Raw genomic sequence first — 21,287 nt, 5'->3', positions numbered from 1 at the left:
CGATGGGTGCGATACAGAAGCATGGGCCTTGGGCCCTTGTCGGTGCGTTGGGCGCGGCGGCCCTGGCGATCGTCGCTACCAGCCGCGGCGAATCGATCAACGCACTGTGGATCGTCGTGGCCGCGATCTGTGTCTATCTCATCGCCTATCGCTATTACTCGCTCTACATCTCCGACAAGGTGATGCAGCTCGACCCGAGCCGCAAGACCCCGGCCCACCGTCACAACGACGGACTCGACTACGTCCCGACCAACAAGACCGTCCTGTTCGGCCACCATTTCGCGGCGATCGCGGGCGCGGGTCCCCTCGTCGGCCCGGTCCTTGCCGCGCAGATGGGCTACCTGCCCGGCATGCTCTGGATCCTGGCGGGCGTCGTGCTCGCGGGCGCGGTGCAGGACTTCATGATCCTGTTCATCTCCATGCGCCGCGACGGTCGCTCCCTCGGTGAACTGATCCGGGCCGAACTCGGCGTGATCCCCGGCGTGATCGCGCTGTTCGGCACGTTCATGATCATGGTCATCCTGCTCGCCGTCCTGGCGATGATCGTGGTCAAGGCGCTGGCCGAGAGCCCCTGGGGCACCTTCACCGTCGCCGCCACGATCCCGATCGCGATCCTGATGGGCCTCTACGCGCGCTTCGTCCGGCCGGGCAAGATCGGTGAGGTCTCGATCCTCGGCTTCGTCCTGCTCATGGCCGCCATCGTCGGCGGCGGCCAGATCAACGAACACCCGGTCGGGGGTCCGGCCTTCACCTTCACCGGCACCCAACTCACCTGGATGCTGATCGGCTACGGCTTCGTCGCCTCGATCCTGCCGGTCTGGCTCCTGCTCGCCCCGCGCGACTACCTCTCGACCTTCCTCAAGATCGGCACCATCATCGGCCTGGCGCTGGGCATCGTCGTGGTCGCCCCGCATCTGCAGATGCCGGCCATGACGAAGTTCGTCGACGGCACCGGCCCGGTCTGGGCGGGCTCGCTCTTCCCGTTCCTATTCATCACCATTGCCTGCGGAGCGGTCTCGGGCTTCCACGCGCTGATCTCGTCGGGCACGACCCCGAAACTCATCGATAACGAAGCCGACACTCGCTTCATCGGCTACGGCGGCATGCTCATGGAGAGCTTCGTCGCGATCATGGCGCTGGTCGCCGCGAGCGTGATCGATCCGGGCATCTACTTCACCATGAACTCCCCGGGCGCCCTGCTCGGCACCTCAGCCGAGAGCGCGGCCACCGCCGTGACCAATCTCGGCTTCCCGATCTCCGCCGATCTGATCACCCAGACCGCCAAGGATGTTGGCGAGCACTCGATCATCTCGCGCACCGGCGGCGCACCGACCCTCGCCGTCGGCATGGCCCACATCATCTCGTCGGCCATCGGCGGCAAGACGATGATGGCCTTCTGGTACCATTTCGCGATCCTGTTCGAGGCCCTCTTCATCCTCACCGCCGTCGATGCCGGCACGCGGGCGGGACGTTTCATGCTGCAGGATCTGCTCGGCCTGATCTCGCCGACCTTCAAGGACACCACGGCCTGGGCGCCCAGCATCCTGGCCACGGCCCTCTGCGTCTCGGCCTGGGGCTACTTCCTCTACCAGGGCGTCACCGACCCGCTCGGCGGCATCTACACCCTGTGGCCGCTCTTCGGCATCTCGAACCAGATGCTGGCGGCCGTGGCGCTGACACTGGCCACCGTGGTGATCTTCAAGATGAAGCGCGAGCGCTACGCCTTCGTCACCATCATCCCCACCGTCTGGCTGTTGATCTGCACGCTCACGGCGGGCTGGCAGAAGATCTTCTCGGCCGATCCCAAGATCGGCTTCCTCTCCCATGCCGACCGGTTCTCGGCGGCAATCGCCGAAGGTAAGGTCCTGGGTCCGGCCAAGAACATGGCCGACATGCACAAGATCGTCTTCAACGACCGGATCGACGCGGCGCTCGCCGTCATGTTCGTCGGCCTCGTGGTGGCCATCGCCGTCTTCGGCGTCCAGGCCTGCCTGAAGGCCTACAGGGCCGACCGCTGGACGGCGCTCGAGAGCGGCGGCCCGTCCCCCGTCCCGGCGGAGTAAGCACCATGGCGCTGTCGTCGACGGAGTTGCGGGACCGGCTCAAGACCTTCTCGAAATGCGTCTGCGACGGCGCCCGCCTCATGGTGGGGCAGGGCGATTACGAAGCCTATGCCGCCCATATTCGCCGCACCCATGCCGATCAGGAGCCGATGACCGAGCGGGAATTCTATCGCAACCGGGAGAATGCCCGGTTCGGTGTCGGTAACCGGAATGGTTTCCGCTGCTGCTGATCGGAGCGATCTCCTTCGATCATTCGACAGTCGGTGAGACAGATCTCCACCTCCATCGCGATTACGCGATGAAACCGCTTCTAATACATGTCTCCGGGCAGACATTCGAAGACCGGACGGGGGCTTTGTGACAATGGCGGCGGCCCCGTACTTCATCCGGGCAAGATCAGGCCGATCTAAAGTCACGTCGGCGGGTAGCCTCGTCTGAGACGATAGGCTTATATGTAGCCTCCCGAGAGAGGAGGTATAATGTCGCAGCCGCCAATGACCGACACGCGATCCGGGATGGACCGCTCCGGCCCGATCACCTTCGACAAGACAGTCAAGGGCCTCACCGGTATCGCCGTCCGCGGCTTCCTCCTGTCCCTCGTCACCTTCGGCATCTACCGGTTCTGGTACGTCACCGAGCTACGGCGCTACTTCTGGAACCGGACCGTCGTCGATGGCAGCCCGGCCGAATACACCGGGACCGGCAAGGAACTGTTCCTCGGCTTCCTCGTCGCCATCGCCATCCTGATCCCCGTCTACGTCCTGATCTTCGTCGCGACGATCTCGGCGCCCTGGCTCGCGGCCTTCGGCAGCCTCCTGTCCTTCCTCATCCTCTTCGTCCTCGGCCAGTTCGCGGTCTATCGCGGCCGGCGCTACCGGGCCTCACGCACCCTGTGGCGCGGCATCCGCCTCGGCCAGGACGGGTCGGCGATCACCTACGCTCTGATGGCCATCGGCTGGTCGCTGCTGACGCTCCTCACCCTCGGCCTCGTCTTCCCCTTAATGCGGGCGAGCCTGGAGCGGTACCGGATCAATCACACCCTCATCGGGTCGAGCCGGATGGAATCCACCGCGCGCGGGCGCTCGCTGCTGCTTCCCTGGCTGGCATTCTACGTGGTGGTTTTCCTGCCCATCGTCGGCGCGCTTCTCGCCTTCCTCGTGGCCGCCGATTTCACCATACCCGACGACCTGTTCATCCCCAAGGAGGGGGGCAAACCCGGCGAGACAGAGTTCAACAGCGATTACGACGGTACGCCCATCGCCACGTTCGGAGCGCTCTTCCTCAGTACGCTGGGAATTACCTTTCCTCTCGGACTCCTGCTCATCCCCTTCTACCGGGCACGGGAGACACGGCTCTTCATGAACGCGGCCAGCCTCGGCCCCGTGCGCCTTTCGTCCACCCTGAAGGCCCGCCAGTTCTACTGGCCCTATCTCGTCTATCTCCTCTCCGTGATCGGATTTGTGCTGATCCTCGGCCTCGTCATCGGCGGCGGCGGCCTGCTCCTCCAGGCGCAGGGCATGGAAAGCGGATTTCATTGGGCGCTCTTGTTCGGCATGGCGTTCGGCTATCTCGGCGGCGCGCTGTTCTTCGCGGTCCTCTATGTCCGGGTCATCACGGCGCGGCTCTGGGCGGCGGTCGCCACCACAACGGTGGTCGAGAATGCCGGCGGCCTCGACGCCGTGCTCGCGTCGAGCCGGCGCGTGGGCAGCGGCCTCAACGAGGGCCTCGCCGACGCGCTGGATGTCGGCGGCGCCCTCGAAGTGGGGTTCTAGTGCCGGCACAAGCGGCCCACGGCACGTACTACGATGGCTTGAGCGCCAGGGCTCATCCGGTGACCCTGGTCCTCGAGGACAGCCTGGAGATCACCGGACGGGACCTCCGCCTCGCCTGGACACTCACCGACCTCGCGGCCGGCGACACGGCGGCCCCGCTCATGCGTGTCGGCCCGGCGGGGTGTGCCGAGCGGGTCGAGTTCACCGACGAGACTCTGGCCGTCGCGCTGAAGGATCGCTGTCCGGACCTGTACCGGACCGACCCCTCCGCCTCGGGCGGTCGCCTGCGCCTCGTCCTGTGGTCGATCGCGGCCGGAATCTCGGTGATCGGCCTGGCGATCTACGGTGTCCCGGCCATCGCGGTGCGTCTCGCACCCGTCATCCCGGCAGCGATCGAAGCGCGGCTCGGCGGCGCGGTGGACGGGCAGATCGGCAAGATCCTGGGCGACCCGCCGGTTTGTGACGATGCCCCGGCGCGGGCCGTCCTCGACCGGTTGATCGAGCGGATGACGGCGAATGGCGGCCTGCCGGTCGATCCGGCGATCACCGTCCGCCGGCACGCCATCGCCAATGCCCTCACTCTTCCCGGCGGGAGGGTCGTCGTGCTGTCGGACCTCATTGATCAATCCCGCACGCCCGACGAATTCGCCGGCGTGCTGGCCCACGAGTTCGGCCATGTCGCCGCGCACGATCCCATGCGGGCGCTGCTGGCGGCGAGCGGAAGCTCGTTCCTCCTCAGTCTCGTGCTCGGCGACCTGACCGGCTCGACGATCGTCGTCGCGGTGGGACAGGCGGCCATTTCGGCCGGCTATTCCCGCGAGGCCGAGAACGCGGCGGATTCCTATTCGGTGGAGGTCATGCGCCGGTCGGGCGGGGATGCCACGGCGCTGGCGACGATCCTCGAACGCATCGCCAAGGACGACGAGAAGGGCGAGTTCGCGGGCCTGCTCCGCAGCCATCCCTTCACGAAGGAGCGCGCCACCCGCATCCGCGCGATGGCGGGCACGGAGACGGTCGACCGGCGCATCCTCGACGAGACGGACTGGGCGACGCTCAAGGGCATCTGCCGCAACGTGCCGGCCAAACCCGCGAAATAGGCGCGACCCTGCGCGGAGCGTGTTCGCGTACCGGTTACATCCGGAGACAAATATCCGGCCCCGGTCCGTCGCTTGCGTCGCGGCGTCACGGCTACAGATCACCTCGTGGCATGCGACGAACGTGGTACACCAGCCCGAACAGGTTTGCGCGGATACCGTATGGGCCTCGTCCAGTATGCTCTGAAATTCCGCATCACGATCTACGTGCTGGCCGTGCTGATGATGCTCGGCGGCGCGGCCGCGGTGATCGTGGCGCCCAAGGACGTGCTGCCCACCGTGGACATCCCGGTGGTCGTGGTGGTGTGGACCTATACCGGCCTCTCGACCTCGGAGATGGAACGGCGCATCACGACCTATGCGGAGTTCTCGCTCTCCAACAACGTCAACAACATCGCCCGGATGGAATCGACGACGCTGCAGGGCACGGCGATTCAGAAAGTCTATTTCGACCAGTCGGTGAGCATCGACCTCGCCATCGCCCAGACCGTCTCGGCGATGAACTCGATCCGCTCGACCATGCCGCCGGGCGTGCAGCCGCCCATCGTCCTGCGGTTCTCGGCTTCCTCCGTCCCGGTGATCCAGCTCTCGCTCTCCTCCACCAGCGAGAGCCTGACCAAGGTCTACGATTACGCCCAGTACCGCATCCGCCAGCGCCTGACCCAGGTGCCGGGCTCGACGCTGCCCTCGCCCTTCGGCGGCACCCCGCGCCAGATCATGGTCGATCTCGACCTCCAGGCCCTGAGGGCATTGGGCCTGACGGCTTTGGACGTCACCAACGCGATGACGGCGCAGAACCTCACCGTGCCCTCCGGCCTCGCCAAGATCGGCGAGCAGCAATACCCGATCCAGCTCAACGCCACGCCGGACGCCATCGAGGCGCTCAACCAAGTGCCGATCCGGGTGGTGGGCGGACAGCCGGTGCTGGTGCGCGACGTCGCCAACGTTCGCGACGGCGGCCCGCCACAGGTCAACATCGTGCGGGCCGACGGTCTGAACTCGGTGCTGATGCGCATCTTCAAGAACGGCACCGCCTCGACCCTCGACGTCGTCAACAACGTGAAGAAGGCCCTGCCGGACATCCGCGCCGCCGCCCCGGAGGGCATGGCGCTACGCGAATTGTTCGACCAGTCGGTCTTCGTCTCCGCCGCCATCGAGGGCGTCATCCACGAGGCCGTCATCGCCGCCGCGCTGACCGGCCTGACGATTTTGTTGTTCCTCGGCTCATGGCGCTCCACCATCGTGGTGCTCGTCTCGATCCCGCTTTCGATCCTGACCTCGCTGTCGATCCTCACGGCGCTCGGCGAGACCATCAATGTCATGACGCTGGGCGGACTCGCCCTGGCGGTGGGCATCCTCGTAGACGACGCCACTGTGGCCATCGAGAACACCTACCGGCTGTTCGAGGAGGGCGAGCCGTTCCGCAAATCCGTGGTGGAGGGCGCGGCGGGCATCGCCAAACCCGCGCTGATCTCGACCCTCTCGATCTGCGCCGCCTTCGTCTCGGTCTTCGCGCTGACGGACACGCCGAAATACCTGTTCACCCCCCAGGCGCTCGCCGTCGTCTTCGCGATGCTGACCTCCTACGTCCTGTCGCGGACCCTGGTGCCGGTGCTGATTGATGTGCTGGTGGCGCGGGAATACGAGGAACATCACGGCAAAGGCGGGCAGGCTCCGCGACGGGGCCGCGTCGCCCGTGCGCTGGGCTGGGTGTTCGGGCCGCTCTACCGCCTCGCGGGCTGGTTCCGGCAGGGATTCGAAGCCCGGTTCGCCCGCTTCCACCGCAGCTATCTCGGCCTGCTCCACGTGGTCCTGCGCCGCCGCGTCGTCACCCTGGCCACCGTGGCGGTGATCTTCGCGGGCACGTCGGGCCTGTTCGGCTTCGTCGGCCAGGATTACTTCCCGCAGGTCGAATCGAGCCAGATGACGCTGCATCTGCGCACCCGGCCGGGTATGCGCATCGAGACGGCGGTGCAGACCTTCGCCGAAGTCCAGGCCGTCGTCCGGGAGGTCATCCCCGAGGTCGAGATCGACCAGGTTCTCGACAATCTCGGCCTGCCCGCGAACAACTACAATTTCGCCTTCTCGGACGGGTCGTTCGTCGCCAACAACGATGGGCAGATGCTCATCAACCTGAAGGAAGGCCACGGCTCGGTCGCCGGCTACACCAAGCGACTGCGCGAGGTTTTGCGCGAGCGCTTCCCCGACCTGATCGTCTATTTCCAGCCCTCCGACATCATCACGCAGATCCTGAACTTCGGAACGCTGGCGCAGATCGACATCCAGGTCTCAGGCCGCAACACCGCCAAGGACCTCGCCGCCGCGCAGAACATCGTCCGCCGCCTCAAGGAGACGCGCGGGGCGGTGGACGTCCATCTCCACCAGATCGTCGGCACGCCGCAATTCTTCGTGGATGTCGATCGGCGCCTCGCCTCCGAGCTGGGGCTCACCGAGCAGCAGATCGCGCAGGGCCTCAACGTCTCCCTGTCGGGCTCCTTCCAGGTGACGCCGAATTTCTGGACCGACCCGAAGACCGGCATTCCCTACCAGCTCTGGGTGCAGACGCCCGAATACCGCAACGACAGCCTCACGGCGATCCAGAACACCCCGCTCCTCGTCAACGGCAATTCCGACGCGCCCGGCGTGCTGACGCTGCTCTCCAGCGTCTCCACCATGCGCCGCGAGGGGTCGCAGACGGTGATCAACCACGTGAACACGCAGCCGACCTTCAACATCTACGCGGCGGTGCAGGATTCCGATCTCGGTTCGGTGGCGAAAGACATCCGCCGGATCGTCGAGGAGGAACAGAAGGCCCTGCCGGCGCCGGACAAGATCACCGTGCGCGGGCAGATCGAGAACATGCAATCGGCCTTCTTCCGCATGGGAATCGGCCTCTCCATCGCCCTGGTGGCGGTCTATCTCCTCATGGCCGTGAACTTCCAGAGCTGGGGCGACCCGCTCGTTGTGCTGGCGGCGCTCCCGCTCGCTTTCTGCGGGATCGTGGCGAGCCTGTTCATCACCGGCACGACCTTCTCGATCCCCTCGCTGTTCGGGGCGATCATGTCGGTGGGCATCGCGTCCGCCAATTCCATCCTCCTCGTCACCTTCGCCAAAGAGCATCGGGAGGCCACCGGCTGCAGCGCCACCGAAGCCGCGCTCCTGGCCGGCGAGACGCGGTTGCGGCCGGTTCTGATGACGGCGGGCGCGATGTTCCTCGGGTTGATCCCGATGGCCCTGGGGACGGGGGAGGGCGGCGAGCAGAACGCGGCCCTGGCGCGTGCCGTGATGGGCGGCATCGCCATCGGTACGCCATCGACCTTGCTCTTCGTGCCCTTCCTCTACACCCTTCTCAGGCGGGGCGAGGTCAAGCCGCTTCAGGATTACGCATGAGCGGGAACAGCCCTGGTGACGCGACCGATGGCGAGACCGGCACGGTGACGGCTCATGGGTCGAGCCATGGATCGGGGCGAGGCCCGGCGGAAATCCCGCCGCCGCCGGGGAAGGGGCCGTTCCTCGTGGCCGGGCTCATCGCCGTCGGCCTGCTCGGCTGGGGCGGTTACGGCCATTGGCAGAAGGCCGCCGCGGCTGAGGAGACGCAGCGCAAGGCCAGGGAGTTCGTGCCGAAGCTGCGGACCATCGCGGTGGAGCGGGCCGACCAGCCCATCGACATCACCCTGCCCGGACAGACCGACGCCTTCGCCAGGGCGTCCCTCTTCGCCCGTGCCACGGGCTACATCGCCGAGCGCCGGGTCGATATCGGCACGCGGGTCAAGCAGGGCGACGTCCTCATCCGCATTGCCGCCCCCGATCTCGACCAGCAGCTGGCGCAGGCCCAGGCGCAGGTGGGCCAACTCGAAGCCCAGCTCCTCCAGGCCAGGGCCATGGTCGATCAGGCGAAGGCCAACGTGAATCTCGCCACCGCCACCAACAGCCGAACCTCCACCCTCGCCGTGCAGGGCTGGGCCTCGAAGCAGAACGCGGACAATTCCCAGGCGAGCGTCCTGAGCCAGGGCGCGAGCCTCGCTTCGGCCGAGGCGGGGGTGAAGGTGGCCGAGGCCAACATCAAGGCGCAGCGCGCCACCGTGGACCGCCTGAAGGCGCTGACCGGCTTCAAGGACGTCATCGCCCCCTTCGACGGCGTCGTGACCGCCCGCAGCGTCGATGTCGGCGACCTCGTCCAGGCGGACGGCACCGGCACCGCCCTGCTGTCCATGGACCGGGACGACGTCCTGCGCGTGGTCGTCAACGTGCCCCAGAACCTCGCCGTCGGGGTAAGTCCGGGCGTCGCCGCCACGATCAAGGTGCCGCAGATCCCGGACCGGACCTTCTCCGGCAAGGTCGAGCGCAGCTCCGTCGCCCTGCTGACCTCGTCCCGAACCCTGACCACGCAGGTGGACGTTCCCAACCGCGACGGCAGCCTGCGGCCCGGCCTCTACGTCTACGTGACGCTGAAGGTGCCGCGGACGGCGAGGAACACCGTCATCCCCGCCGAGGGCCTTGTCTTCAACCAGCGCGGCACCCAGGTCGCGATCTCCCGCGAGGACGGCACGGTGGAATGGCGCGGCGTCCACATCCAGCGCGATCTCGGCACCACCATCGAGATCGACCACGGATTGGACGGGGGCGAGCAGATCGTCCTGAGCCCGCCCGTTGACCTGCGCGATGGACAGCGGATGGAGCGCCAGGCACCGAAGCAGGATGGGAAGCCGCTGAAATCGGCGGCGCGGTAGCACCGGCTGGACGGAGGCGCAGCCCAGCCCAGCCGTCCGGCAGGTTCCGTCGAAGGCGGATGATGGCGTAGAGCCTCGCCGTTCGGTGCGCCCTCTCGCGCATCCCCCGGAACGCCCCTGGATCATGCTCGACCGCCCCGCCTCGGACACCCTCGATCGCGCCAAGGTGGCGGCGATGAGCGCCGCGATCACCTGCGTCGCGGTGGTCGGCATCGGCCTCAGCCTGTCGATTCCGCTCCTCTCCCTCGAGATGGAGCGCATGGGCGTGTCGAGCACGGTCATCGGCATCAATACGGCTCTGGCGGGTCTCGCCAGCATCGTCACCGTACCGTTCGTGCCTCGTCTCGCCGCCCGGATCGGCGTCGTGCGCTTCCTCGTCCTGGCGATCTGCACCGGCGCCGCCTCCCTCGTGGGGTTCAAGCTGCTCCACGATATCCGCTGGTGGTTCCCCCTCCGCTTCGTCTTCTCGGCGACTCTGGGCGTGCTCTTCGTCCTGTCCGAGTTCTGGATCAACGAGGTCGCGCCCCCGGCCCGGCGCGGCCTCGTCATGGGCATCTACGCGACGGTCCTGGCGCTGGGCTTCGCGGTGGGACCGACCCTCCTCGTCGTCATCGGCACCCAGGGCTATGCGCCGTATTGCGCCGGTGCGGCTCTTTTCCTCCTCGGCACCGTGCCTATCGCCCTGGCGCGCGGCCTGGCCCCGGTGATCGAGGGCAGGAGCAGCCGAGGCGTCCTCGGCTATGTCCGGCTGGCGCCCGCCGCCATCTTCGCGGCCCTGGTCTACGGCGCCGTCGAGACCGGGGGATTCGCCATCCTGCCGCTCTACGGCCTGCGGATCGGGCTGGATGCGGAGAGCGCGGCCGGTCTCGTCAGCATGCTCGCGCTGGGCCACGTCCTGTTCCAGATCCCGTTCGGCCTGCTGGCCGACCGGTTCGACCGTCGCCACCTCCTCCTCGCCTCCGCCCTGGGGGGCGCGATCGGCGCGGCTTTGATCCCGGCGGCATCGGCGTCCCCTTTCTGGCTCGCCGTCCTCCTGCTGATCTGGGGCGGCCTCACCGGCACGCTCTACACGGTCGGGCTGGCCCATCTTGGGGCCAGCGTGCGCGGGGCCGAACTCGCCGGTGCGAATGCCGCTTTCCTGATCTTCTACAATGTCGGCCTGATGGTCGGGCCGCCGATCATCGGCGGCGGCATGGACCTGATGCCCCCCCAGGGCTTCGCCCATGCCATGTGCGGCGTGCTGGTGGCCTATGCCGTCCTCGTCCTATGGCGGCTTCTGACAACCGCCTCGGCCTTGACGAAGTGAGCCCGATGAGGCAATGACCGCGCGGAATTCAGCCGGTCCGTGCCGGCCATTTTGCGTTTCGCTCAAGCGGAATGCCGCCACCTTCAGGAGCACCGCGCCATGGCCAAGGCCGTCACCGTCAAGATCAAGCTCATCTCGACCGCCGATACGGGCTACTTCTACGTCACGAAGAAGAACTCCCGGACGCAGACCGAGAAGCTGTCCATGAAGAAGTACGACCCCGTCGTGCGCAAGCACGTCGACTTCAAGGAAACCAAGATCAAGTAAGCCGCGCCTCTTCATCGAGACGGCACAAAAAAGCCGCCCCTTCGGGCGGCTTTTTCCGTTGGTGTTCAACAAATTCTGCAGAAGAGGTCCCCGGTTCTGCGATGAGAAAACCGCGACACGGTAAGGGGCAGAGCAGGTTCGCGTCGGCGTGCCAGCGCGAACCTGTTAAGGCGTCGGACTTACAGCGACGCCGTGGGGTAGGAGCGCACGCCCGGGCGTCCCTGGGGCGGAAGGGTGGTGCCATCGGAGGGGACAGCGCTCGGCGCGGTCCAGCCATCGGCCTTCCAGCCTTCGGCACGCTCGGTCACGTTCACCGAACCGTGCTCTTCCAGAACGTCCATCACCTGCGATGCGCGGAGATCGTCAGCCTTGACGGTCACGAGGGTACCGCCCCGGCGCACGCCCTCGCTGTAGGTGTGGGCATCGGCTTCGCTCAAGCCCGCGCCGGTCAGGCCGCCGACGAGGCCACCGGCCGCGGCACCGATGCCGGCACCGGCCAGGGTAGTAACGAGCCAACCGGCTGCGACGACGGGGCCGACGCCCGGGATGGCGAGAAGGCCGAGCCCGGTCAGGAGGCCAGCCGCGCCGCCAAGCAGCGTACCGACGCCCGCTCCGGTGCCGGCACCCGTCGATGCCGTCTCGGCGGTGTCGGTGCGAGTATGATCGCCAGTGGTCACGCGTCCAGCATGCCGGTCATTCTCGTTGCTGCTGACGATGCTGATGTCGCTGTGGCTGATGCCCGACGCTTCGAGCTTGGCGACGGCCTTGCTGGCGTCGTCGTAGGAATCATAGAGTGCGGTAATGGTCTGGTTTGCCATGGGATCGTTCCTCTCACTGTATCGACAGGCCGGCCGCTTCAGGGACGCGGCTAGTTGGCCGCGACGTTGCCCTTGAAGTCGACGCCGACGGTGACCGGCTTGCCGTTGAGCGTCGCCGCCCCGCGCCAGATGCCCTTGTCGTCCTTCTTGAGTTCCTTGACGTCCTTGTAGCCCGCCTGCTCCAGCCGGCTGCGGGTCTGGCCCTCGGTGAAGCTATTGGCGCCTTCCTCAAGCTTGGCGTTGGCCGCTGTCGCCTGTGTGGTGGCGGGGCGGTTCGCATCGGGCTTGTCGGTGTTGGGGCGCGTCACGGATTCCTGACCGCCGGACTTGGCGCTGGTCTCGGCATCGGTGGCGGGCTTGCCGGTCACGGTGGTCTGCGCGTAGGCCGCGCTCGAACCCAGAATCGCCACAAAGGCGAGTGTAGCCAGCTGATGTCGCATGATAATCTCCCTCATCGGACCCATTCAATTCCGAGGGAAGCCAAAGCGTTCCGTAGATAGCACCCGATACACGGACCCTAAGCGTAGCTGGGATCGCGGCCGTCTCGAAAAATATTGAGCGTTACCATTGCAACCATGCTTCAGGCCGCCGCCCATGGCTCGGATGCATGTCGATATCGCCAGGCTCCCGCCTGCGATCTTACGGGAGCGACCACGTCGAAGGAGGCTTCGTAACGGTCCGGCACGTCGCAATTGTGTGAATGTACAACGATCCTGGGCCCGGATACCGAACGCCCAGGCGATGATCCGGCCATAGGCACTGCCAAGCCCTGGCATCGCTGCTCGAACACGGGTGGAAACGATGGCGACGTATAGCGTCTACGACAAGGTCGATTTTCGAACGCTGGATATCTGGCACCTCGATAAGACGGGCGGACTTTATTACGATCTCGCCCCGACCGGATACGAGCTCGATTTCAACGATCGCACGGCCATCCTGGTCCAGGGCCACGATCTGACTTACGCGGCGAACGGAGACCCGACATCCGGGACGACGACGGCACTCGATTACGACGACGGTGCGGGCCTCTACAGCACGCTGCGCGGCATCGACGTGACGGTGGCCCACGAGCAGAAGTACTTCGATCACAATGACACGCAATACGTGCTGAAGGACATCTTCGCCGGGAACGACACGATCAACGGATCGCGGTATTCCGACTACATCAATGGATACACCGGTGCCGATACGATGAAGGGCGGCGATGGTAACGACGTCTACATCGTCGATAATTCCAGCGATCGCGTCATCGAGCGGAGTTTGAATGGTGTCGACCTCGTCAAGTCCTCCGTGTCCTTCTCCATCGGCGGCCAGTTCATCGAGAACCTGACGCTTACCGGCACGTCGGCGATCGACGGCACCGGCAACACCGGGGACAACGTTCTCACCGGTAACGCCGCCGCAAACACGCTGAAGGGCGGCGCGGGGGACGATGCGCTGATCGGCGGACGCGGTCGCGACGTTCTCCTCGGCGGAGCGGGCGACGACACCTTCCAGTTCAAGTCCATCAGGGACAGCGCGGTGGGCGCCGAGCACCGAGACCAGATCTCGGATTTCACCATCGGTGCCGACCATATCGATCTGCACCTGATCCAAGCCGTGACGGGCGCGACGGGCGATCAGCCTTTCAGCTTCATCGGCGACGCCGCCTTCAGCAAGCAGGCGGGCCAGCTCCACGCCCTCGTCTCAGGCAATGCGACGATCGTGGAGGGCGACGTGAACGGCGACGGCAAGGCCGACTTCCAGATCTCCCTCAAGAACGTGGTGGAGAGCCTGCACGCGAGTGACTTCCTCCTGTAGCCGGCACGTCGTTCGGACGTCGAGCCCGCGGCCGGGCAGCCATCCCGGCACGGCATAACCATCTGCGACGATGGATTCTCGGCGTTCGGCGATGACGGGCATCGTGTTCCTGCGATAGAGCGGACGGAACCAGCCCCGCGTTCCGCCAGGATCGCCGAACCCGTATCCGTCACTGTGAGGAATCTGCCATGACCGACGAGTTCGACGTCGATCTGTTCGTCATCGGTGGCGGCTCGGGGGGCGTGCGGGCGGCACGCATCGCGGCCGGCTACGGCGCCAGGGTGAGCCTTGCCGAAGAGTACCGGATCGGCGGCACCTGCGTGATCCGCGGCTGCGTTCCGAAGAAGCTCATGGTCTATGCCGGGCGCTTCGCCGACGAGTTCGAGGACGCGGCCGGATTCGGCTGGTCGGTGGGCGAGCCGCGCTTCGATTGGAGCGTCCTGAAAACCCGCCGGGACGCCGAGGTCTCGCGCCTCGAATCGATCTACGACACCAATCTCGAACGGGCGGGCGTCACCGTGATCCCCGAGCGGGCCGTCATCGAGGATGCCCATACGGTCCGTCTCACCGGCTCGGGACGCCGCGTGCGGGCGAAGTACATCCTCGTGGCGGTGGGCGCGCATCCGGTGAAAGTCCCGGTCATTCCCGGCGGCGATCTCGGCATCACCTCCAACGAGGTCTTCGAGCTGGAGACCTTGCCCGAGCGCATCCTCATCATCGGCGGCGGCTACATCGCGGTGGAATTCGCCAGCGTCTTCGCACATCTCGGGTCGCGCACGACCCTGCTGCACCGGGGCGACCGCCTGCTGCGCGGGTTCGACGACGAGGTCCGCGACGCCCTCGGCCTCGCCTTCGACAAGCGCCTGGATCTCCGGCTCGACCAGACGGTGGAGCGCCTCGAACGGCGGGACAGCGGCATCGCCGTGACACTGGGCGATGGCAGCGTCATCGAGGTCGACCAGGTCCTCGTCGCCACGGGGCGCAAGCCGGCGGTGAGCGGCCTCGGCCTGGAGAATGTGGGCATCGAGACCGACGAGAGCGGCGCGATCCCGGTGGACGCGTTCTCGCAGACCAGCGTCCCCTCGATCTACGCGGTGGGCGACGTCACCAACCGCGCCGCGCTCACGCCAATCGCCATCCGCGAGGGCCATGCCTTCGCCGACACCGTCTTCGGCGGCAAACCCTGGGCGGTGAACCACGACCTCATCGCCACGGCCGTGTTCTCGACGCCCGAGATCGGCACGATCGGCCTCACCGAGGATCAGGCGCGCGAGCGGTTCGAGGCCATCGACATCTACAAGTCGAGCTTCCGCTCGATGAAAGCGACGCTGTCCAACAGCGCCGAGCGTGTCCTGATGAAGATCATCGTGGATTGCGCCAGCGACCGGGTGCTCGGCGTCCATATCGTCGGCCACGATGCCGGCGAGATCATCCAGGCCGTTGCCATCGCCGTGACGATGGGCGCGACGAAGGCCGATTTCGACAGGACCATCGCGGTGCATCCCACCGCGGGCGAGGAACTCGTCACCATGCGGGTGCCCGCCGTGACGAAGCGACCGGAAGGAGTGGGTTAGAGCCGCACCCCGGAACACGCACTCGGCGCTGCCGTTGGGCTCTGAACCGATTCATCGGCAAAGGCCCAGCGAATGACCGACAAGATGGCGGAGCCGAAGATCGAGGCCTATGACGGGCCGGCCGGCGGTTGGGGCTCGGCGCAATCCCTCACCGAGATCCTCCTGCGGGAGGAGATCCCGGTGTCGGGAGCGGCGCTGCTGATGAAGCAGAACAAGCCGGATGGCTTCATGTGCGTATCCTGCGCCTGGGCCAAGCCCGCCAAACCACTGACGTTCGAGTATTGCGAGAACGGCGCGAAGGCCACCGCCTGGGAGCAGACCGCCAAGCGCTGCGGACCCGACTTCTTCGCCAGGCACACGGTGACGGAACTCCGCGACTGGACGGATTACGCCCTGGAGGAGCAGGGCCGCCTTACGCATCCGATGCGCTACGATGCGGGCAGCGATCGTTACGTGCCGGTGTCGTGGGACGAGGCCACGGCGGCGATCGGTCGGGAATTGCGTGCCCTCGATCCGAAATCGGCGGTGTTCTACGCATCGGGCCGGGCGTCGCTGGAGACGTCCTACATGTATGGGCTCTTCGCCCGGATGTACGGCAACAACAACCTGCCCGACTCGTCCAACATGTGCCACGAGCCGACCTCCGTCGGCCTCAAGGCGTCCATCGGCGTCCCCGTCGGGACGGTGGTGCTGGAGGATTTCGACACCACCGACCTGATCCTGTTCTTCGGCCAGAATGTTGGCTCGAACGCGCCCCGGATGCTCCACCAGCTGCAGGAGGCGCGCAAACGCCGAGTACCGATCGTCACCTTCAATCCCCTGCGCGAGCGCGGGCTGGAGCGTTTCACCAACCCACAATCGGTGGTGGAAATGGCAACGCGCCACGCCACCGAGATCTCGACGCAGTACCATCAGGTCAAGGCGGGCGGCGATCTCGCGGCGATCACCGGAATGTGCAAGGCGATCATCGCCGCCGACCGGGAGTCGCTGAGCGTCGGGCGTCCGGGCATCCTCGACCGGAGCTTCATCGACGAACACACCCACGGGTTCGACGCCTTCGCGGCCTATTGCGACTCACAGGATTGGGCAGCCCTAGAAGGCCGGTCGGGTCTCACCCGCACCGCCATCGAGGCGGCGGCCACCGTCTATGCCCGTGCGCGCGCCGTCATCGGCGTCTACGGCATGGGATTGACCCAGCATCGGAAGGGTACGGAATCCGTGCAGATGCTGGTGAACCTCCTGCTCCTGCGCGGGAATATCGGGCGGAAAGGCGCCGGCCCCTGTCCGGTTCGCGGCCATTCCAACGTGCAGGGCCAGCGCACCGTGGGAATCACCGAGAAGCCGGAACTCGCGCCTCTCGATGTCCTGAAGGAGCAATACGGTTTCGAGCCGCCCCGCGAGAAAGGCCTCAACACGGTGGAAGCCTGCGAGGGCATCGTGTCCGGGGACGTGAAGGCCTTCATCAGCCTCGGCGGCAACTTCGTCCGCGCCATCCCCGAGACGGTGCGGATGGAGGAGGCGTGGCGGACCATGCGGCTCACCGTGCAGATCTCGACTAAGCTCAACCGCTCGCACCTCATCAACGGTGAGGTCGCCTATATCCTGCCCTGCCTCGGCCGGATCGAGATCGACACCCAGGCAAGCGGACCGCAGGCGGTCTCGATGGAGAGCTCGACCTCGTGCTTCCACGGTTCGCGGGGCAAGACCAATCCGGTGAGCGACCAGGTCCGCTCGGAGCCCTGGATTGTCGCCGAGATCGCCAAGGCGACGCTCGAGCCGAATCCGAACGTCCCCTGGGACGCGTGGGTCGGTGACTATTCCTACATTCGCGGGGCCATGGAGGCGACCTACCCCTCGGTGTTCCACAACCTCGAAGGCCGGATGTTCGAGCCGGGCGGCATCCACAAGCCGCTGGCCGCCCGCGACCGCCGCTGGGAGACGGAGACGGGCAAGGCCAATTTCACGGTTCCGGAGGGAATCGAGGCCGATCCCGACATGCCGCTGCGGAGCGCAGAGGCCCTCGACCTCATCACGTTGCGCTCGAACGACCAGTTCAACACCACCGTCTACGGCTATGACGACCGCTTCCGTGGCGTGAAGGGCACACGGACGATCCTGTTCATGAATGCCGACGACATCGCTCGCCTGGGCTTTGCCGATGCCGAGATCGTCGACGTGACGACGGTCTCCGACGATAGGGTCCGTTCGGTGAAGGGGCTTCGGATCGTCGCCTACAACATCCCGCCAGGGAATTGTGCGGGCTACTACCCGGAGCTCAATCCGCTGATCCCGCTCTGGCACCACGACGAGCAATCGAAGACGCCGGCCGCCAAGGCGATCCCGGTGACCATCGTCCGCTCGGCCTCGACCCTTCAGGGTTGAGGCCGCCGCGGCCTCCGGCGCCATGAAGTCGGCGATGCGAGGCTCTCTTGTTTCGAGCGGCTTTCGCGCTCCATAACGGGGCATGGCAAAGAACGACGACGCGCATGACCGGCGCCAGGCGATCATCGACCGAATGCTGGAACAGGCGCTGTTTCCGGATGTCGATCGTCGCCTGCCGAGTCACGACGCCCTGCCGGAGGACATGCGCGAGACGGTGGATCGCCTGCTCGCCAAGGCCGAAGCGCAGCGGGCACGCCGCCTGACCTACGAGGATCTGGAGGAAGCCCTGCCGCCGCGCGACGTAACGGCCGAGGATCTCGAAGTGATCTTCTGGATCCTCTCGGAACACGGCATCGCCGTGGAGGACGGGGAGGGCGAGTAGCGACTCCCGCTTCAGACATCCCTCGGATCGCCGGCGTCTTGAGTCGACGAGGCTCCATCTCCACCTCCGGGGTCGACCTTGGCCTTATCGGGCGGGACCATCTCGCAACCGGCGGAACCGGCCGGCGCGTATCCCTCGCTTCTCTTCGAGAACCGCTCTATAAGCCCCGCTCTTCGCGAAGGATTCCCCTTTTACGAAGCCGGCCAAGAGGTGGACGGGAGATCATCATGGGCGAGCGTTGGACATCGAAGACCGGTTGGACGCCGACATCCTGGCGTAACCTGCCGATCCAGCAGGTACCGGCCTATCCGGATGCCGCTGCGCTCCAGACGGTCGAGACCCAGCTCGCCAGCTTTCCGCCCCTCGTTTTTGCAGGTGAGGCGCGCAAGCTGAAATCCGCGCTCGCCCGCGTCTCCACCGGGGAAGCCTTCCTGTTGCAGGGCGGCGATTGCGCCGAGAGCTTCGACGAGCATTCGGCCGACAACATCCGCGATTTCTTCCGCGTCTTCCTGCAGATGGCGCTGGTGCTCACCTTCGCCGGTGGGTCACCGGTGGTGAAGGTCGGGCGCATCGCCGGACAGTTCGCCAAGCCCCGCTCCTCGCCCACCGAGACGATGGAGGGGGTGAGCCTGCCGAGCTACCGGGGCGACATCGTCAACGGCATCACCTTCACCGAGGAGGCGCGCATCCCGGATCCGCGTCGGCAGCTCGAAGCGTACCGCCAGTCGGCGGCGACGCTCAACCTGCTGCGCGCTTTCGCCACCGGCGGCTATGCCAACCTCGAGAACGCGCATCGCTGGATGCTCGGCTTCGTCAAGGACAGCCCGCAATCGTCGCGCTACCAGGACGTGGCGGAGCGGATGAGCGACGCCCTCGACTTCATGCGCGCCATCGGAATCAATCCGGAGACGCACCAGGAAGTCCGCACCACGGATTTCTTCACGAGCCACGAGGCGCTGCTGCTGGGCTACGAGGAGGCGCTGACCCGCGTCGATTCCACGAGCGGCGACTGGTACGCCACGTCGGGCCACATGCTCTGGGTCGGCGACCGCACCCGCCAGGCCGACCACGCGCATATCGAGTATGCGCGCGGGATCAAGAACCCGATCGGGCTGAAATGCGGACCGTCGATGACCTCGGAAGGGCTGATCAAGCTGATCGACCAGCTCAACCCCGAGAACGAAGCGGGCCGCTTGACCCTGATCTGCCGCTTCGGCGCGGAGAAGGTCGGCGAGCATCTGCCCGGGCTGATCCGCACGGTGGAGCGTGAGGGCCGCAAGGTCGTGTGGGTCTGCGATCCGATGCACGGCAACACCATCGCGGCCGGCCGCTACAAGACGCGTCCGTTCGAGCGGGTGATGACGGAGATCGAAGGTTTCTTCGGCGTGCACCGGGCGGAGCAGACCATCGCCGGCGGCATCCATCTGGAGATGACCGGCAAGAACGTCACGGAATGCACCGGCGGCGCCCGCGCGCTGACGGCCGACGACCTGCAGGATCGCTACCACACCTATTGCGATCCCCGCCTCAACGCGGAGCAGGCGCTGGAAGTCGCATTCCTCACGGCCGAACTGGTCAAGCGCGAGCGCGCCGAGATCGTCCGCCCGCGCCTCGACGCCGCCGAGTAACCCGAGACCGAGGCCGGCATACGAAAGAAGCTCTCTCTCCCGGCAAGGGAGAGAGGGCTTCTTTCGTTTCACATCCGCTGCAACACCATCGCGCCGGAGCGTCGTCGCGTCCCAATGCGGATCAATGCAGCCAGGACGTGAAGAAGTAAATCAGTAGAATGATCGGCAATGGGATGCCGATCAACCACAGCAAACCGCCCTTCATCATGGTCGTACTCCAACTCTATCCTCGTTTGTTCAACGGAATGTGAGCGGGTCCGGTTCCTGGATCGTCTACAGAACCTCACGAACATTCCTGCCGTTGCGCTCGTAGAAGAACGGGATCGGCAGGTAAGGCGCGAAACCGCCGGCGATCTGCAATTCCAACTCGTCGAGGACCACGCGGGTGATTCGCGGCAGGTCGAGTTCCCGCGCCTCGGCGAAGCTCACCCAGGCGAGTTCCACGAGTTCGGATGTCGGCGTGACGATCCCCGGCTGTTCGGCGGCCACGGCCTTGCGGTCGATGGTGAAGAAGCGCGTGTCGAACCGGCGCGGCCGGCCCGGCGGCGTGATCGCCCGCGCCACGAGGTGGAGCGCTTCGAGGTCGGGCATCACGCCGAACTGCTTGAACGCCTGCCAGCTTCCCTCCGGCACGGTCTCGGGTGGGCCGTATTCGGTGGTGCCGAGGAAGAGGCCGGTCTCCTCTTGGGTCTCACGGATCGCCGCCAGGGCGAGCGCCCGCCCGAGGGAGTCCGAGGCGCGGGGCACGCGTTTCACCAGGGCATCCTCGGCCCGCGACGAGAGCGCTCCGGCCACGCTCATGCGCCGGTCACCGGGCTCGATCCGCCCGCCGGGGAAAACGAACTTTCCGGGCATGAAGGCGAGGCCCTCGTGCCGCTTGCCCATCAGGAACTTGGGACGGCGCGCCGTGCGGTCGATGATGATGAGGGTGGCCGCGTTGCGGGGCCGCAGAGCGGCAGCGCGCCTGGGGGATTCAGGCGCGGCCGAGGCCGGGGGTAGGATTGTCGCTTGGTCCAAGCTGAACCTCCTCGGAGCGGGCAATTGCCACGCTTGGGGCCGTCGGTAGCGTGGCAAAGCCCCCCATGCCAAGGGCGTACTGCAATCCGACCACCGCGCCCTTTACCGGCTGCAGCAGGGCAAGAGCCGATCCGAGGGTGACGATCGGCCAGAACGAGAGCTGGAACCACAATGGCACGTCGTAATTCGTCTCGAGCTCGAGGATGAAATACCCGACGATGTGGCCGATGATGAAGATCACCACATAGGGCGGCAAGTCGTCGGCCCGGTGGTGGTGGAACTCGAGCCCGCACGCGTCGCAGGACGGGCGGACCTTCAGGAACTTGCCGAAGAGCTTGCCCTCGCCGCAATGCGGGCAGCGGCACACGAAACCGCGAGCCATGGATTTCAGCAACCCGGTTCGGTCGCCGGGCAGGGACTCGACGCTCGCTGTCATGGCGATCCACCTTCCGCT

Annotated in this window: 17 protein-coding genes; 13 read left to right on the top strand and 4 right to left on the bottom strand. The window is 66.3% G+C overall.

Going from position 1 to position 21,287, the window contains the following annotated elements:
- Positions 1-2 precede the first annotated feature (2 nt).
- From ASF26_RS14690 to rpmG, 8 genes are all read left to right on the top strand, one after another.
- Entirely contained in the window at positions 3-2,063 is a 2,061-nt protein-coding gene (locus ASF26_RS14690) for a carbon starvation CstA family protein (RefSeq protein WP_056255372.1), read from the top strand.
- Between the two features lie 5 nt (positions 2,064-2,068).
- Positions 2,069-2,293: a YbdD/YjiX family protein gene (locus ASF26_RS14685; protein ID WP_027172736.1), complete on the top strand. Its 225-nt coding sequence runs from the start codon at positions 2,069-2,071 to the stop codon at positions 2,291-2,293.
- Between the two features lie 249 nt (positions 2,294-2,542).
- Positions 2,543-3,835, top strand: a complete 1,293-nt coding sequence (locus tag ASF26_RS14680; RefSeq protein WP_056255370.1) for a YjgN family protein — start codon at positions 2,543-2,545, stop codon at positions 3,833-3,835.
- Complete coding sequence (locus ASF26_RS14675; protein WP_056255368.1) at positions 3,835-4,932, top strand: M48 family metallopeptidase; 1,098 nt, start codon at positions 3,835-3,837, stop codon at positions 4,930-4,932. Before ASF26_RS14680 ends, ASF26_RS14675 begins: the two co-directional genes overlap by 1 nt.
- A 159-nt stretch (positions 4,933-5,091) precedes the next feature.
- On the top strand, positions 5,092-8,319 hold the full coding sequence (locus tag ASF26_RS14670; protein WP_056255365.1) for an efflux RND transporter permease subunit: 3,228 nt from the start codon (positions 5,092-5,094) through the stop codon (positions 8,317-8,319).
- Positions 8,316-9,659 carry an efflux RND transporter periplasmic adaptor subunit gene (locus tag ASF26_RS14665; RefSeq protein ID WP_056255363.1) on the top strand — a complete coding sequence of 448 codons (1,344 nt, stop codon included), beginning with the start codon at positions 8,316-8,318 and terminating at the stop codon, positions 9,657-9,659. The genes ASF26_RS14670 and ASF26_RS14665 overlap by 4 nt, the downstream gene beginning before the upstream one ends.
- A gap of 124 nt (positions 9,660-9,783) precedes the next feature.
- The gene (locus ASF26_RS14660; protein ID WP_056255361.1) at positions 9,784-10,965 is read left to right on the top strand and encodes an MFS transporter; all 1,182 of its coding nucleotides are present in this window, start codon (positions 9,784-9,786) and stop codon (positions 10,963-10,965) included.
- Positions 10,966-11,064: 99 nt separating this feature from the next.
- The gene (gene rpmG, locus ASF26_RS14655) at positions 11,065-11,232 is read left to right on the top strand and encodes a 50S ribosomal protein L33 (RefSeq protein ID WP_056255359.1); all 168 of its coding nucleotides are present in this window, start codon (positions 11,065-11,067) and stop codon (positions 11,230-11,232) included.
- A gap of 179 nt (positions 11,233-11,411) precedes the next feature.
- Here the strand turns inward: rpmG and ASF26_RS14650 are convergent, their stop codons facing one another.
- Both ASF26_RS14650 and ASF26_RS14645 read right to left on the bottom strand, forming a co-directional pair.
- The gene (locus tag ASF26_RS14650; protein ID WP_056255356.1) at positions 11,412-12,050 is read right to left on the bottom strand and encodes a general stress protein; all 639 of its coding nucleotides are present in this window, start codon (positions 12,048-12,050) and stop codon (positions 11,412-11,414) included.
- 50 nt (positions 12,051-12,100) lie between these two features.
- Positions 12,101-12,490 carry a hypothetical protein gene (locus ASF26_RS14645; RefSeq protein WP_018044573.1) on the bottom strand — a complete coding sequence of 130 codons (390 nt, stop codon included), beginning with the start codon at positions 12,488-12,490 and terminating at the stop codon, positions 12,101-12,103.
- A 361-nt stretch (positions 12,491-12,851) separates the two neighbouring features.
- On the opposite strand from ASF26_RS14645, the gene ASF26_RS14640 reads away from it, so the two are divergent.
- The 5 genes from ASF26_RS14640 (at position 12,852) to ASF26_RS14620 (ending at position 19,816) form a co-directional block, all read left to right on the top strand.
- Positions 12,852-13,850 carry a M10 family metallopeptidase C-terminal domain-containing protein gene (locus tag ASF26_RS14640; RefSeq protein WP_056255354.1) on the top strand — a complete coding sequence of 333 codons (999 nt, stop codon included), beginning with the start codon at positions 12,852-12,854 and terminating at the stop codon, positions 13,848-13,850.
- A 188-nt stretch (positions 13,851-14,038) separates the two neighbouring features.
- Positions 14,039-15,424, top strand: a complete 1,386-nt coding sequence (gene gor, locus ASF26_RS14635) for a glutathione-disulfide reductase (protein WP_056255351.1) — start codon at positions 14,039-14,041, stop codon at positions 15,422-15,424.
- 84 nt (positions 15,425-15,508) lie between these two features.
- Positions 15,509-17,806 carry an FdhF/YdeP family oxidoreductase gene (locus ASF26_RS14630; RefSeq protein ID WP_056255807.1) on the top strand — a complete coding sequence of 766 codons (2,298 nt, stop codon included), beginning with the start codon at positions 15,509-15,511 and terminating at the stop codon, positions 17,804-17,806.
- 82 nt (positions 17,807-17,888) lie between these two features.
- Positions 17,889-18,188 carry an RNA polymerase sigma factor region1.1 domain-containing protein gene (locus ASF26_RS14625; RefSeq protein WP_056255349.1) on the top strand — a complete coding sequence of 100 codons (300 nt, stop codon included), beginning with the start codon at positions 17,889-17,891 and terminating at the stop codon, positions 18,186-18,188.
- A 227-nt stretch (positions 18,189-18,415) separates the two neighbouring features.
- On the top strand, positions 18,416-19,816 hold the full coding sequence (locus ASF26_RS14620) for a 3-deoxy-7-phosphoheptulonate synthase class II (RefSeq protein ID WP_056255347.1): 1,401 nt from the start codon (positions 18,416-18,418) through the stop codon (positions 19,814-19,816).
- 273 nt (positions 19,817-20,089) lie between these two features.
- Here the strand turns inward: ASF26_RS14620 and ASF26_RS14615 are convergent, their stop codons facing one another.
- Complete coding sequence (locus tag ASF26_RS14615; protein ID WP_056255344.1) at positions 20,090-20,833, bottom strand: NUDIX hydrolase; 744 nt, start codon at positions 20,831-20,833, stop codon at positions 20,090-20,092.
- Positions 20,790-21,269, bottom strand: coding sequence for a DUF983 domain-containing protein (locus ASF26_RS14610; RefSeq protein WP_056255342.1), 480 nt, complete (start codon positions 21,267-21,269; stop codon positions 20,790-20,792). Before ASF26_RS14610 ends, ASF26_RS14615 begins: the two co-directional genes overlap by 44 nt.
- Positions 21,270-21,287 lie beyond the last annotated feature (18 nt).

It is taken from the genome of Methylobacterium sp. Leaf93, assembly GCF_001422345.1.
Classification (GTDB): Bacteria; Pseudomonadota; Alphaproteobacteria; order Rhizobiales; family Beijerinckiaceae; genus Methylobacterium; species Methylobacterium bullatum.
The sequence above is the reverse complement of the archived record's forward strand: the minus strand, read 5'-3'. Positions and strand labels throughout refer to the sequence as shown.